This is a genomic window from Amycolatopsis sp. Poz14, from assembly GCF_006704225.1.
GTDB classification, from domain to species: domain Bacteria; phylum Actinomycetota; class Actinomycetes; order Mycobacteriales; family Pseudonocardiaceae; genus Amycolatopsis; species Amycolatopsis nivea.
Genome location: NZ_JACLHD010000001.1, coordinates 3,057,295 through 3,070,834, shown reverse-complemented (window position 1 = coordinate 3,070,834; position 13,540 = coordinate 3,057,295). Strand labels below are relative to the sequence as shown.

Here is a 13,540-nt window from a genome sequence, read left to right as displayed (position 1 = left end):
CCCCGGACCGCACCGGTCAATTCAGCGGTATTTCGATGTTCGCCCTGCTGACCGAAGTGCTCTTGGTCAGCACTTGGAGCACGTCACGGCGCACCCGCTCGCACCGGGCCCGCATCGAGAAGCGCGCACCCTCCGCGTCACGGTCGCGCAGGCTCTCGAAAATCGCGTGCAGTTCACCCGGCGGGCTCGCGACGTCCGGAGCGATCATCAACACCATCCGCAGCACCCGTTCCAGTTCGTCGAGGACGTCGACGAGCGATTTGACGAGCCGGCTGTTGCCGCTGAAGTGGGCCATGATGGCCTCGAATTCGATCCCGACCGGCAGCCAGTCGTCGAGCGCCGTCTCGCCCGGGACGTAGTCCGACGCGATTTTCGACAGCACTTCGAGCCGCTCGATCGCGGGCACCGAGATACCGTTGCGGGCCGCTTCGGCAGCCGCCTCGGCGGCCAGCAGCGTACGCAGGCCGCACAGATCGTCGGTGTCCTGCAACGTGATCGAGCTGACGAGGTAGCCCGCGCGCGGAAGCGCGCTGACCAAACCGTCTCGGCGCAGCCGGGCCAGCGCCTCGCGCACCGGCGTCTTGCTGATCTGCCACTGCTGCGCGAGCGAGGTCTCGGTGAAACTGCTGCCGGGACGCAGCGTCAGATCGATGATCTGCCGGCGGATCGCCCGGTACGCCTGGCTGGTCCGGTCGAGGCCGGATTCGTCCTGGCCGACCAGCAGCAGCGCGGGGATGTGCGGCGTGCCGGTGAGAACGTCGTGGATGTCGGACACCCACTCAGAATACCAGTATTGCTGGTTGATATGGCACGGGTACATCTTCAGAGACCTCCAGAGATATCTACCGTTGATACTGATATCTCAATGTGCGAAGCTGCTCGTATGCCGCGAAGCAGTTCGACCTCCTGGACACTCCCCGCCTCTCGCGATGTCCCGGCGCTGGGCGCGCTGAGCGCTCGCGACCGGGCCCGCCGCACCGGCGTCCGGATGCTCCCGCTCGTGGGAGCCCCGGTCCTGCCGATGCCCGAACACGTCCGCGAGGCCGTCCGGCTGGCGATGGACAAACCCGACCCGCGCGACAGCCGGGGCCTTCCCGAACTCCGGTCGGCCATCGCCGCGGAACTCGGCCCCGGCATCGATCCCGAACGAAGGCTGCTGGTGACACACGGCGCACAGCACGGGCTTTCCCTTGTGCTGCGCACCGTCCTCGAGCCGGGCGACGAGGTGATCGTGCCGACCCCAGCGTACTTCTTCGACGGGGCGATCCGCGAATCCGGCGCAGTGCCCGCGTACGTCCCCTCCCGAGAGGACTGGACCTTCGATCTCGACCGCATGGCCGCCGCGGTCACCCCGCGCAGCCGCGCCATTCTCCTGTGCAATCCGGTCAATCCCACCGGCTACCTCCCCAATGCCGCAACCATCGCCGCGGTGGTCGGCCTCGCCGCCCGCCACGGCCTTGTCGTGATCTCCGACGATTCGTGGCGGCACTTCGCCTATGACCGGAACGAACACCATCCGATCGAGGGAGCGGCCGGGGAGTGGCCGCACCTGATCACCGTCACCAGCCTCAGCAAGTACTACGCGCTGGCGACCTGGCGGATCGGCTATGTGCTGGCCCCGCCGGAAATCATCGACGCGATGGAACGCCGCCTGCAATGGGAAGCCGTCTGCTGCGGCGCGGTCGCACAGCACGCGGCGGCCGCCGCCCTCACCGGACCGCGCGAGTGGCTCGACCGCGAACTCGTGACGTACCAGCGGAAGCGCGACCTCGTGTGCGAGGGCATCGCGGCCAGCGGGCTCCCCGCACCAGTGCGCCCCGGCGGCGGCGCGTTCCTGCTCGCCGATTGCGGCCGGCTCGGCGCTACCCCGGAAGACATCGACCGAGCCTTGCTGCGCAACGGAGTCACCGCGATCCGCGGCGCCGACCTGCACGCTCCGGACACGCACGTCCGGCTCACCTTCGGCGCGCCGGAACCCGTGCTGGAAGAGCTGGTCAGCGCGCTGAAACGAGCCCTGCTGGAGTCTTAGCCGCACCGGTTTCGCGGCGTCCCCGAAGTCCGCTACTCTCGGTGTGGCATCTATCACCGTGTCAACACGCGGGAGGTACGCGTCGTGACCGACGCTGTCAACGCACCGCCGGGGGTCAACCCGAACCAGTCGAGCGCCGCCCGCGTGTACGACTATCTGCTGGGCGGGAAAGACAATTACGAGATCGACCGCCAGGTCGCCAGGGAAATCGCCCGGGTGATGCCGGACGTCGCGGAAACCGCGCGGGTCAACCGGCACCTGCTGACCCGGATCTGCCGGTTCCTCGCCTTCCACGCGGGGATTCGCCAGTACATCGACTGCGGTTCCGGCATGCCGACCTCGGAAAACGTGCACCAGATCGTCCAGCGCGGGGATTCGGGCGCGAAGGTCGTCTACGTCGACTACGACCCGGTGGTGGCCAGCCACGGCCGCGCGCTGCTCGACGAGAACGAATTCACCGAATACATCCAGGCGGATTTTTTCGACCCGCCGAGCATTCTCGACCATCCGACGGTCACCGAGCACCTCGACTGGAACCAGCCGATCGCGGTGCTGTTCCTGCTCGCCCTGCACCACCAGACCGGCGACCGCGAGGTCCCGGCGAAGGTGACGAAGGAGTTCATCGACCGGCTCCCGTCCGGTTCGTACGTGGCGATCTCGCACCTGCTCGACCCGCACGACGGTTCCGAGGACGACGAAGCGGTGCAGGGCATCATCGAATCGATCCACAACGGGTCGATGAAGGACGTCTCGTCCCGCACCCGCGCCGAGATCAAGGAACTGTTCCACGGCATGGAGCTGATCCCGAGCGGGCCGAACAAGCCCGCGGAAATCGTGCCGGTGGTCGAATGGTGGCCGGACGGCCCGCTGCTGAGCGAGCCGACGGTCGCGCAGCGGATCGTGGCGGTCGGGGTCGCGCGGAAACCCTGAGATCTTACGACTGCGGGCCGGTGGTCCGGCCGGGCTGAACGCTCGGCTGGACCACCGGTCCTCTTGTCACAGGGAACCCGTTACCGCACAACAGGTTACGACGCGACCGGCACCGGTTCCGCCGCCTTCGCAGCCGCCGGCGAACGCCGCAGCGCGACCATCCCCACCACCGCGAACACCACCACGATCGCCGCCCCGATCCCGGCGACCGTGTGCAGCCCCGAGCTGAACGCGTCCCGTGCCGTGGCCAGCAGCTGTTCGCCGGTCGCACCGGGCAGCGTCGCCGACGCCTCCATCGCACCGGCCATGCTGTCGGTCGCCTGGGCAGCCGCCGCGGCGGGCACGTGGGCTGGTACCGCGATCTGGTCGCGGTACACCGCCGTCGCGACGCTGCCGAACACCGCGATCCCCATGGCGATCCCGAATTCCGCGCTGGTCTCCGACATCGCCGAAGCCGCGCCGGCCCGCTGCGGCGGGACCGAGCCGACCACCATTTCGGTGCACAGCACGCCCTGCGGCCCCATGCCGAAGCTGGCGACCGACATGCCCAGCACCACGAAAGCCACCCCGCCTGCCCCATTGGCGAGCGTGAACAACAGGATTCCGCCCGCCGCGATCAGCATTCCGAAGCCCAGTACGAATTCCGGCCGGAACCGGCGCGCCAGCCGCGGCGCGATCATCGACCCGGCGACCACCGCGAGCGCCTGCGGAACCAGCAGCAGCCCCGCGTCGACCGTGCTCAGCCCGGCGACCATCTGCAGATACTGGCTGACCAGCATGAACACGCCGCCCATGGTGACCGCGCCGACGAGCATGATCGCCACCGCCGCACTGAACGCGCGCACCCGGAACAACTGCAGGTCCAGCAGCGGATGCTCGAGCCGCCGCTGCCGCCGGACGAACACCACGCCGACCGCGAGCCCCGCGACGAGCACGACGATTTCGGTCAGGGACAAGCCGTTCTTGGCGATTTCCTTGAGCGCGTAGATGACCGGCAGGATCGCGGCGAGCGACAGGGCGACGCTGGCGAGGTCGAGGCGCCCGGCGGCGTTGTCGCGGTATTCGGGAACCAGCTTCGGCGCGGTCGCGAGCAGCAGGACCATCACCGGCACGCCCATCAGGAACACCGAACCCCAGCGGAAATGCTCCAGCAGGAACCCGCCCGCGACCGGGCCGACCACCATGCCGCCCATGAAACAGCTCATCCACACCGCGATCGCGGTGCCGCGCTGTTTGGGGTTCGGGAACATGTTGCTGATCAACGCGAGCGTCGACGGCATGAGCGTCGCCCCGGCGATCCCGAGCACGGCCCGCGCCGCGATCAGCATCTCCGGAGTGGTCGAGAACGCCGCCGCGACCGACGCGAGCCCGAATGCGCCGCCGCCGATCATCAGCAGCTTCCGCCTGCCGATCCGGTCGCCGAGCGTGCCCATCGTGACGAGGAATCCGGCGATCATGAAGCCGTAAATATCGATGATCCACAGCAATTGCGTGCTGGACGGCCGCAAATCCGCGGCGAGGTGCGGAACCGCGAGGTGCAGCACGCTCATGTCCAGCGACAACAGCACGGTCGGCAAGGCCAGTACTGCCAGGCCCAGCCACTCGCGTCGTCCGGCGCTCATTTCTGTCTCCCCTGCGTGTCTTTCCAGTCGTCTCACTGAAGCGACGATCGGGGTGCACGCGGATCGACATCACCGGGAAAACTTCTTCGGACGGCGGGGAGGCGGCTGCTCGAACACTGTCTGCGGAGGCTCCCCGGATCAGGCCACCGCGTAGTCCCCCAGCGCAGGTTCCAGCAGGTCGAACGCCCGCGCCGCCTCCGCCGCGACCGTCTCCGCGACCTCGTCGGCGGGCCGTCCGGCCAGCGTCAGCTCCTCGATCCGCTGGAACAGGCTGTGGTGCACGGCCCCCAGCACCGCGGCTGCCGTGCGGACGGTGATGTCCGTCCGGGGGCTGCCGACTGCGTCGGCCAGTGCCTGGGCCAGCGCCCGTTCCCGCTGTTCGTGCAGGCCGCGCAGGCAGGCGGACAGCGTCGGGCTCTCGGCGATCATCCGGCTGAACTCCAGCCCGGCGAACCCGACGACCGGGTCCCTCGTCGCGACCGCCGCCTCGAACGCCCGCCGCAGCGCCGCGAGCGCCGACTCCCCCGGTTCGCGCGCCCACACCGCCGCCGCCAGGGTCGCGACGAACTCGTCCTGATGGTCGAGGACCAGGTCTTCCTTGCGGGCGAAATAGTTGGTCACCGTCTTCTTCGCGACCCGCGCGGCCGCCGCTACCTGGGCGATCGTCGTCTCCTCGAAGCCCTGCTCCAGGAACAGCCGCGTCGCGTGGTCGGAGATCAGCTGGCGCGTCTCCTGCTTCTTGGCTTCCCGCAGGCCCACATCCATCGAAAACTTACCTCCGACGTAACTTTACCTTGACACCCAAGTGGGACTCGGCATACTTTTACTAACGACGTAAATATAGCCCGAAGGAGACCCACTTGTCGATCGCTGCCCTCCCGTCGCTCGCGGACCAGGCAGACCACCTCATCGCGCTGGGAGTGCCCGAGATCGCCCAGCTTTCCGCCGACGACGTGCGTGCTTTCGCCGCGGAGCACCACGCCGCGGCCGGTGCGCTGCTGGCGGTCCACCCGGACCGGGCACCCGCGTCGGCGCTCTCGCCGCTGCTCCGGCGCGAAGGAAAGGCCGGATTCGTCGTCACCGACATGCCGGACGTCGACCAGTTCGCGCCGCGCGACATCGACCTGCCCGACGCACCGCTGTACCTCGTCACCGGCCTCGACCGCGGCGACGAGATGGCCAATTGGAGCCCTGAGGAAGCTCTGCCCGCGATCACCAAGGCTGGGCGCAGTCCGCTGCTGCTCACCGAGGGGATTCACTGGGTGCTGCAGCAACCGTCGGCGCTCGAGCGCAACCATTGCTTCATGACCATCGGCTCCCGGCTGCGCAAGGAGAACGGCAAGTTCGACGCCCGCACGCCAGCACTGTGGATCAGCAACGGCACCGGCCGCGACGGCAGCGAACGCCGCAACGCCCCCAAGGTCGGCTGGTGCTGGTGGGGCAACCGGCACACGTGGCTGGGTTTCGGGTCTGCTGCTGCGCGTTGCTGAATCCGTTGCCCATTGCCCGTTGCCGAGCCTTCCGCTGAACCCGCCGCTGTTCGCCGCTCAACCCTCAGCCGAGCCTGTCAGCGCCCGCCGCTGAACCCGCCGTGCGCCGCCGAACCCACCGCTGTTCGCCGCTGAACCCGCCGACCTCTGCCGAGCCTGTCACCGCCCACGCCTAACCCGCCGCCCACCGCCGAGCCCCTCACCGTCCGCCGCCGAACCCGTCAACGCGCGCTGCCGAACCTGCCACCGTCCGCCGATGAATCCGCCGCTGCTCGCAGCTAAGCCAGCCCACCGCCGAACCCGTCGCCGTTCGCCGCTAAGCCCTCCGCCGAACCTGTCACCGCCCACCGCCCGCCGCCCCCACTGCCGAGCCCCTCACCGTCCTCCGCCGAACCCTCCGCCCACCGCCGAACCCGTCAGCGCCCGCTGCCGAACCTGCCGCCGTCCGCCGTTGCATCCGGTGCTGCTCGCAGCTAAGCCAGCCCACCGCCGAACCCGCCACCGTCCGCCGTTGAACCCGCGGCTGAACCTGTCACCGCGAGGAGTGAACCCATTTCCCCCGACCCGAACGTCCTGCACCCGATGCCCGAGCAGCCGCGAGTCGTGCTGCTGAAACCGCTGGTCACGTCGCCGCTGATTGACGTCGGCGAGTTCTCCTACTACGACGACCCGGACGAGCCGACCGCCTTCGAGACTCGCAACGTGCTGTACCACTACGGGCCGGAGAAGCTCGTGATCGGCAAGTACTGCGCGCTCGGCGAGGGCGTGCGGTTCATCATGAACGGCGCGAACCACCGGATGGACGGGCCGTCGACGTTCCCGTTCCCGATCATGGGCGGCGACTGGGCCGAGCACTTCGACGCCATCACCGGCCTGCCCGGCCGCGGCGACACGGTGCTGGGCAACGACGTCTGGCTCGGCTACCGGGCGATGGTCATGCCCGGCGTCCGCATCGGGCACGGCGCGATCGTCGCGTCCGGGGCGGTCGTGGTCGACGACGTGCCCGACTACGGCATCGTCGGCGGCAACCCGGCCAAGCTGATCCGCCGCCGGTATCGCGACGAGGACGTCGAACGACTGCTGGCGATCGCGTGGTGGGACTGGCCGTTGGACCACCTCACCAAGCACGTCCGCACGGTCATGTCCGGCAGTGTCGACGACCTGGCGAGGGCCGCCGCCGAACTCGCGTAACTCGGTACCGTGGCAGGCGTGCCGAGTGAGATACCTGAGGAAGTCCGCCGAAGCACCACACTGTTCCTGTCCACAGTGGACTTAGCCGCGCCCGGGCTGGTGACCGGTTTTTACCTGGTCGGTTCGGTCTGCTTCGGCGACTTCCACGCCCGCGGCGCCGGGCGCGGACGGCTGAGCACGACCAGCGACATCGATTTCGTCGCGGTCACTGATCGACGTCCGGATCGGGTTGAGATCTCAGCGCTGGCGCAGGCTCATGCCACGACAGTCGCCCAGTTCCCGAAGTCGCATTTCGACGGCTCCGTACTCACCTGGGCCGATCTCGCCGCCGGGCCCGACGACTGCCCGGACGTTCCGTGCGCGCAGGAAAGCCGTTTCACCGAGGCGGGACGAGACGGTCTCAACCCGGTGACGTTCTGCGAACTCGCCAGGCGCGGGATCGCGCTGCGCGGACCGGAGCCGTCCGATGTGGACGTGTGGGCGGATCAGGATGCCTTGCGCGCGTTCACTGTCGACAACCTGAGCAGCTATTGGCGGCCGTGGTGGGAGAAGAACCGGCGCACCAGTGCGTTGTCGCTCGCGCTCGGGATGAGCCCGCTGTTCCCGGTGTGGGCGGTGCTCGGCGTGAGCCGTCTGCACCATCTCGTCGCCACCGGGGAGCTGACCTCCAAAACTGGCGCAGGGCGTTATGCGGCAAGGAAATTCGACCCGCGATGGCAGCGTATCATCGCCGAAAGCTTGAGCCTGCGCACCGGTGGCGCGGAAGGGCGGCGCAGCTACCGGAATCCCCTGGCCCGGCGACGCGACACGCTCGCGTTCCTGGACGCCACCATCGACGACGCGCTCACCCTGGCCTAGCGCACGAATCGGGCCAGGAATGGCCGGATTTACTTCCTTGCGGCGCTGTTCGAGGCCACCTAGCCTCATCTCAAGCTAGTACAGAACCTGTTACGTACTAGCACATTCTGGGGAGTGGGCTGATGACGAGCGAGCAGGACCGCGGTGGGGTGGCGACGGACGCGGAATCGGCGGCAAAGCTGCTGCACGGTGTCGTAGATCAGCTGGTCGAGGGATGGCGCACGCGGCCGGAGCACCCGGCGAGCCCGGTGACCGCCGACGCCGCGGAGATCCGCGCCTGGCTCGACAAGTACCCGCTCGAGAAGCCGGAAGACCTTGAGCAGGCCGTCCCGGAGGTGCTCGCCGCTCTCGATCGCTGGACCGTGCACACCGATCATCCGGGGTATTTCGGGCTGTTCAACCCGTCCGCGACCTGGGCAGGCGTCGCCGGAGATCTCATCACCGCGGCGGTGAATCCGCAGCTCGCCGCGTGGAGCCACGCACCGTTCGCGGTCGAGGCGGAACAGCGATGCATCGACCTGTTCTCCGCGCGGCTCGGCCTCCCGGTCACCGCGGGCGGCCACTTCACGAGCGGCGGCGCGGAGGCCAACGCGACCGCAGTGCTGACCGCGCTCACCCACGCGTTTCCCGAGTACAGCACCGGCGGCCTGCGTGCCCTCGACGCCGCGCCAGTGTTCTACGCCGGTGCGGATTCCCATCTGGCCTGGCTGAAAATCGCCCACGCCGCCGGTCTCGGCCGCGACGCGTGCCGACTGGTGCCGTCCGACGCAAGCGGCCGGATGGACGTCGCCGCACTCGAAGCCTTGCTCGCCGAAGACCGGCAGGACGGCAAGGCGCCGTTCCTCGTCGTCGCCACGGCCGGGACCACCGGGGCCGGAATGATCGACCCGCTGCCGCGCATCGCCGATCTGGCACACGACGCCGGGCTGCGGTTCCATGTAGACGCGGCATGGGGCGGAGCCGTCTGCCTGTCAGATCGGCTACGCGGCGTGCTGACCGGCATCGAACGCGCGGACACGATCACCGTCGACGCGCACAAGTGGCTGTCAGTGCCGATGGGCGCGGGGATGTTCTTCACCCGCGACCGAGCCGAGCTGAGTTCGTCGTTCACCGTGTCGACCTCGTATATGCCGGGCCAAGTCGACGACACTGCCGACCCGTACACGACGAGCAATCAATGGTCGCGGCGGTTCATCGGACTGAAGCTGTGGCTGAGTCTGCTGGCATACGGAGTTTCCGGCTACGGCGCCCAGATCGAACACGACGCGGCGCTCGGGCAGGAGTTGCGGGATCAGCTCACGGGCGCGGGTTGGCTCGCCATCAACGACACGCCGCTGCCGATCGTCTGCGTGACGCGCGCGGACGCACCGGCCGATCCGGCGGAATCCTGGCAGTGGCACAGCGATCTCGCGGACCGGGTCAACGCCACCGGCTCCGCGTGGGTGAGCCCAGTCCGCGTCGCGGGACGACCGGCGTTGCGGGTGTGCGTCATCAGCTGGCGCACGCGAACCGAGGACATCGTGCGGCTGCGCGAGCTTCTGGACCGGGTCTGAGCGCGGTCGGCGCCACCGTGCTGAAGGAGGCCGAAGGAAGCCCTCCCAGGGCTGCTCCGATCCGGCCAGGCATCCCCTCTGCCTGCGCTGGCTGGACGCCGAGCAGCCAGACCGAGTAACCGCGCCCACCGGACAGCGCCGCCTCCTCGATCGGGTCAGTCACCCGTCTGTACTAGCACGATCCCGTGGTCACCGTGCTGCGGTTGACCTTCAAGCTGCTTGAACCCCGATGATGGGCGGGTGCCCGACCTGCTGACCATCGGAGCGTTCGCCCGTCGCTGCGGCCTCACCGCCAGCGCGCTGCGCTTCTACGCCGATTCCGGACTCGTGCGCCCAATCCGGGTCGACGAGGAATCCGGCTACCGCTACTACTCCCCCGGCCAGGTCTCGGCCGCGCTGCTTGTCCGGCGGTTGCGGGAGATCGGCCTGCCGCTGGAGCGAGTCAGCGCGGTCCTCACCGCCGACCCGGCAGAAGCGTCGCGGATCATCGACGACCACGTCGCCGGGTTGGTATCTCAGGTACACCAGGCCCGGAAAACCGCCGCGGCGGTAAAAGCCACGCTGGGCACCCCAGGCCTGGCACCGTCGGTCCGGCTCACTGGCCCGGTGTTCACTGCCGCCGTCGAGCAGGTGCTGACCGCGACGACGCAGGACCTCCCCGTGCTGAATGGCGTGCACCTCGAGGTCTCCCCAGAGGCGATCGTGCTCACGGCCACCGACCGGTACCGCCTCTCGACCCGCACCCTCGTCCCAGCCGAACCAAGCCCCTCCACCTGGACCGCGACCGTCGACGCCGACGACCTGCGGCTGGCAATGCCGTGGACGCGCCGGCAACACGAACTCCACCTGAGCCTCCACGCCGACGAGATCTCCTTCCAGGGCGACGCCGTACGAACGTGCCGCACGCTCACCGACGACTTCCCCGACTACCGCCTGATGCTCGCGTCACTGCCAGAAGTCCTTACGCGGGCATTGATATCTCGCAACGCGCTCGTGGCATGTCTGGAGCGCCAATACACCCCGCAGATCCAGTTGGACATCTCCACCACCGCCGTCACAGTCGGCACCGAAGCAATCCCCGCGGACGTCACCGGCCCGCCGATCTCGCTCTCGTTCGCCGTGAGCACGCTGCACCCGGCGATCAGCACCGCCGTCGGCCCGGACGTGATGCTGGACGTCGCGGGCTCGCACCTGCCAGTCGTCGTGCGCTCCGCCGACGACGGCGACCTGACCACCCTTGCCATGCCAGTGAAAGGAACTGCCGAATGACGGACACGATGGCCGAGATCACCGCCGCGGTCACGCAAGGCCGAGCGGGCGCGCCGGATGCCGCGCGAGCGCGTCTGCAGGAACTGTGGGACGAACTCGGCCCGGGCGGCGATCCGTTCTACCGCTGCGTTCTCGCGCACTACCAAGCAGATCTGTTCGCTGACCCGGCAGAGGCACTGGTCTGGGATGTCAGAGCCCTGGACGCCGCCGCGACGGTCACCGACGAGCACGTCCAAGCCCACGACGCTGGGCTCCGGATCGCGGGCTTCTACCCGTCACTGCACCTGAACTTGGCCGACAACTTCCGCCGCCTGGGCTCATTCTCCGCAGCGGCGGAACAGCTCGCCGCAGCGCGAGCATGTCAGGACGCACTGGCCGACGACGGATATGGCGCGATGATCCGCCAGGCGATCGACGGCGTCGCGGAAGCGATCGAGCGCCGATCCACCGAACGACGTGTTACGGCACCGGGGGTCGGATAGGCGGGACAAGGCTCGACAGCGCCCAATCTTCGCCGGGACGCGGGAGCAGGCCGCACCAGTGCCTGTGCGAGCCCTAAACGACGTCGAGCCGAGGCGCTGCCGAAGCAGCCTCAGCCGCCTCGACCAGCGCAGCAGCATCCGAAACGTTGGCCACGCGGACAGACATCGCAGGAACCGCGCGTTTGGTGGGCTTCGTCGTATACACCGCGAGGTTCTTCGTCGACCGGTTGTAAATCGCGGCTTTGGCTTCGTTCCAGCTCACTTCAAGGAGCTGGCGCCGCACGATCCCGACGAAGAGGAAGAGCAGCCGCTGGTTCGTGCAGGCCAGAACGCCGAGCCCGTCGCCCTGTGCCCCGCTCAGAGCCAGAACCTCTTCCTCCGGCCGGAGATAGTCCGCGAGGAGAGCGATCTCCTTCCTGGCTCCCGCGAGCAGGCCGCTGACTCTGCTGACCGCTCTGGCGATGTCCGGACGCAGTTCCGGTGCCCGCTCCGGGGCGATCGACGCCGCCTCGGGCTGGGCCGCTGCCTGGCGCACAGCGGTGTGGAAGGTCCAGTGCCAGCCGTCCCAATATCGGACCAAGGCGTCGTCGAGAGGATCCGGCAGCCAGGCCGGCGGGCGCGACGGTACCTGCGGGCGAGTCACGCCTCATTCACCACCGTCGTCGCTGAGATCGCCGTCAGCGGAAGCCCACGGGCCGACCGGCACCAATTCGTCACGCGCATCGCGCCGTCCCGGATCCGATGCCCGCCACTCGATTGCCTCTGGGACATCGGTGTATTCCAGGACGTGCGCGTCGCCGACGGCGATCAAGTGCTCCTTCACTTCCGCCGGAGTCGCGTAGAAGAATTCCCGCCGCAGGTTGACCAGATTCACTCGCTTGTGGCTCAGCCGTTGGTGCAGAACGGTTTCCAGCGCGACGGCATCCTCGGAGAAGACCAGCGCATGGACGTCGAACCGGAACGGCACTGAGGCATCGCCGAGTTCGCGGACGCGGTCGAGCGGTTCGAGCCGCCGGGTCATGCCGATTTTGACCACGCCCGGGCCGAACGCGCCGACGTTGGAAATCACGTAGACGTGCCCGACCCGGATGTTGGCCGCGCGCGCCTCGACTCCGGCGATGGCTTCGTCGACGGCCGTCATCTGTTCTCGCGCCCGGGCCAGGCCCTCCGAATCGCCCTTCGCCTCCAATTTGGCCAGAGCGGCCGCGTAGTGCGCGCGTTCCTTCGCGAGCCGGGTTCGTTCGCGCTCGATCTCCTTCATGACCTTGGCTTCTTCGCGAAGCCGTTCGCGTTCGGCCCGCGCCTGCTCGCGCTCGGCTTCGACCTTCGCCAGGTAATCCGCGGTCAGGTCGATCTCGCGGAGCCGGAGCCGGTGATAGCTGTCCGAAACGGCGATCCGCATGAGGACGCCCAGCCGCCCGATCGTATTCCGCGTGGTCGTCAGCCGTTTCTTCACTGACTCGCGGGTGTGCGGCTTCACCACGCGGACCGCGTTGTCCGCTTCGGCGTTGTACGCGCGCAACATCAGCTTGGCCATGTCGCGGCCGAGCCGCTGGCCTTCCTTGACCGAGCCGTTCACCGCCCAGTCGACCTGACAGGTGACCGCATCAGCCCGCGCTTCGAGCTTGATCCGGTCCCGGAGCAGTTTCAGTTCGTCCTTGTACTCGACCGAGTCGTCGGCGGGTGCGCGTACTCGTAGACTCCGGCTTCCTGGAGCAGCGCCAGTTCCCGGGTCTCGACCAGAGTCGATTGCCACTTCACGGTCTCCGCGCTGACCTGATCGCGCGTCGCGGCCAATTGCGCTGCCTCGCGCTTCGTCCGCTCGACCGCCGACCGCAGGTCTCGCAATTCCGCTTCGAGGCCAGCCGTCCCCGCACCGCGCAAGTGGCCGACCCATCCGCGCAGTTCGGTGATCGTCGCGTGCGCCGCGGCCAGCTGCTGCTGCAGCGCAATCACCTCTGGGTTCTCCCGGTTGCCGAACAGAGCCACTTCCGATGCCTTCCCCCTGCGCGCGAGAGACCTTCCCGCGGCGTCCTCCTGACGATCGCTGTCCCGCATCGGGCCGTTACTGGCCATTTGCACGGATTGCCCGCAGCCTGGCCGGCGCCGTCCCGCA

14 protein-coding genes are annotated in these 13,540 nt (G+C 68.5%); 8 read left to right on the top strand and 6 right to left on the bottom strand.

Annotated features, from left to right (window positions below; all coding sequences use genetic code 11):
- Nucleotides 1-16 precede the first annotated feature (16 nt).
- Nucleotides 17-775: a GntR family transcriptional regulator gene (locus FKO37_RS14905; protein WP_037817858.1), complete on the bottom strand. Its 759-nt coding sequence runs from the start codon at nt 773-775 to the stop codon at nt 17-19.
- Nucleotides 776-883: 108 nt separating this feature from the next.
- Between FKO37_RS14905 and FKO37_RS14900 the strand changes: the two genes are divergently transcribed.
- Both FKO37_RS14900 and FKO37_RS14895 read left to right on the top strand, forming a co-directional pair.
- Nucleotides 884-2,029 carry a pyridoxal phosphate-dependent aminotransferase gene (locus FKO37_RS14900; RefSeq protein ID WP_238604698.1) on the top strand — a complete coding sequence of 382 codons (1,146 nt, stop codon included), beginning with the start codon at nt 884-886 and terminating at the stop codon, nt 2,027-2,029.
- Nucleotides 2,030-2,113: 84 nt separating this feature from the next.
- Nucleotides 2,114-2,959 (top strand): SAM-dependent methyltransferase, encoded by an 846-nt coding sequence (locus tag FKO37_RS14895; RefSeq protein WP_134664847.1) that lies wholly within the window; start codon nt 2,114-2,116, stop codon nt 2,957-2,959.
- A gap of 95 nt (nt 2,960-3,054) precedes the next feature.
- Here FKO37_RS14895 and FKO37_RS14890 read toward each other — a convergent pair whose 3' ends face one another.
- Nucleotides 3,055-4,581: an MFS transporter gene (locus FKO37_RS14890; protein ID WP_134664849.1), complete on the bottom strand. Its 1,527-nt coding sequence runs from the start codon at nt 4,579-4,581 to the stop codon at nt 3,055-3,057.
- A 138-nt stretch (nt 4,582-4,719) separates the two neighbouring features.
- A complete protein-coding gene (locus FKO37_RS14885) occupies nt 4,720-5,346 on the bottom strand; it encodes a TetR/AcrR family transcriptional regulator (RefSeq protein ID WP_134664851.1) in 627 nt (208 codons plus the stop codon).
- 95 nt (nt 5,347-5,441) lie between these two features.
- On the opposite strand from FKO37_RS14885, the gene FKO37_RS14880 reads away from it, so the two are divergent.
- The 6 genes from FKO37_RS14880 to FKO37_RS14855 all read left to right on the top strand — a co-directional run bounded on the left by FKO37_RS14880 (nt 5,442) and on the right by FKO37_RS14855 (nt 11,424).
- Entirely contained in the window at nt 5,442-6,071 is a 630-nt protein-coding gene (locus tag FKO37_RS14880) for a DUF5701 family protein (protein WP_238604697.1), read from the top strand.
- Between the two features lie 582 nt (nt 6,072-6,653).
- Nucleotides 6,654-7,262, top strand: a complete 609-nt coding sequence (locus FKO37_RS14875) for a CatB-related O-acetyltransferase (protein ID WP_240014197.1) — start codon at nt 6,654-6,656, stop codon at nt 7,260-7,262.
- An 18-nt stretch (nt 7,263-7,280) separates the two neighbouring features.
- Complete coding sequence (locus FKO37_RS14870; RefSeq protein WP_238604696.1) at nt 7,281-8,120, top strand: aminoglycoside adenylyltransferase domain-containing protein; 840 nt, start codon at nt 7,281-7,283, stop codon at nt 8,118-8,120.
- A gap of 122 nt (nt 8,121-8,242) precedes the next feature.
- Nucleotides 8,243-9,673 carry an aminotransferase class V-fold PLP-dependent enzyme gene (locus FKO37_RS14865; RefSeq protein WP_238604695.1) on the top strand — a complete coding sequence of 477 codons (1,431 nt, stop codon included), beginning with the start codon at nt 8,243-8,245 and terminating at the stop codon, nt 9,671-9,673.
- Nucleotides 9,674-9,913: 240 nt separating this feature from the next.
- On the top strand, nt 9,914-10,942 hold the full coding sequence (locus FKO37_RS14860; protein WP_238604694.1) for a MerR family transcriptional regulator: 1,029 nt from the start codon (nt 9,914-9,916) through the stop codon (nt 10,940-10,942).
- Entirely contained in the window at nt 10,939-11,424 is a 486-nt protein-coding gene (locus FKO37_RS14855; RefSeq protein ID WP_238604693.1) for a hypothetical protein, read from the top strand. Before FKO37_RS14860 ends, FKO37_RS14855 begins: the two co-directional genes overlap by 4 nt.
- A 73-nt stretch (nt 11,425-11,497) precedes the next feature.
- Here FKO37_RS14855 and FKO37_RS14850 read toward each other — a convergent pair whose 3' ends face one another.
- From FKO37_RS14850 to FKO37_RS14840, 3 genes are read right to left on the bottom strand one after another with little or no spacing between them, the layout of a single operon-like run.
- Nucleotides 11,498-12,067 (bottom strand): DUF2510 domain-containing protein, encoded by a 570-nt coding sequence (locus FKO37_RS14850; RefSeq protein ID WP_238604692.1) that lies wholly within the window; start codon nt 12,065-12,067, stop codon nt 11,498-11,500.
- 3 nt (nt 12,068-12,070) lie between these two features.
- Complete coding sequence (locus tag FKO37_RS14845; RefSeq protein WP_238604691.1) at nt 12,071-13,180, bottom strand: DUF4041 domain-containing protein; 1,110 nt, start codon at nt 13,178-13,180, stop codon at nt 12,071-12,073.
- Nucleotides 13,072-13,413, bottom strand: coding sequence for a hypothetical protein (locus FKO37_RS14840; protein WP_238604690.1), 342 nt, complete (start codon nt 13,411-13,413; stop codon nt 13,072-13,074). Before FKO37_RS14840 ends, FKO37_RS14845 begins: the two co-directional genes overlap by 109 nt.
- Nucleotides 13,414-13,540: the final 127 nt, after the last annotated feature.

Coding starts and splice junctions, on each gene's coding strand:
- FKO37_RS14900 (WP_238604698.1), top strand. CDS start 884: ATGCCGCGAAGCAGTTCGACCTCCTGGACACTCCCCGCCTCTCGCGAT.
- FKO37_RS14890 (WP_134664849.1), bottom strand. CDS start 4,581: ATGAGCGCCGGACGACGCGAGTGGCTGGGCCTGGCAGTACTGGCCTTG.
- FKO37_RS14885 (WP_134664851.1), bottom strand. CDS start 5,346: ATGGATGTGGGCCTGCGGGAAGCCAAGAAGCAGGAGACGCGCCAGCTG.
- FKO37_RS14875 (WP_240014197.1), top strand. CDS start 6,654: ATGCCCGAGCAGCCGCGAGTCGTGCTGCTGAAACCGCTGGTCACGTCG.
- FKO37_RS14865 (WP_238604695.1), top strand. CDS start 8,243: ATGACGAGCGAGCAGGACCGCGGTGGGGTGGCGACGGACGCGGAATCG.
- FKO37_RS14855 (WP_238604693.1), top strand. CDS start 10,939: ATGACGGACACGATGGCCGAGATCACCGCCGCGGTCACGCAAGGCCGA.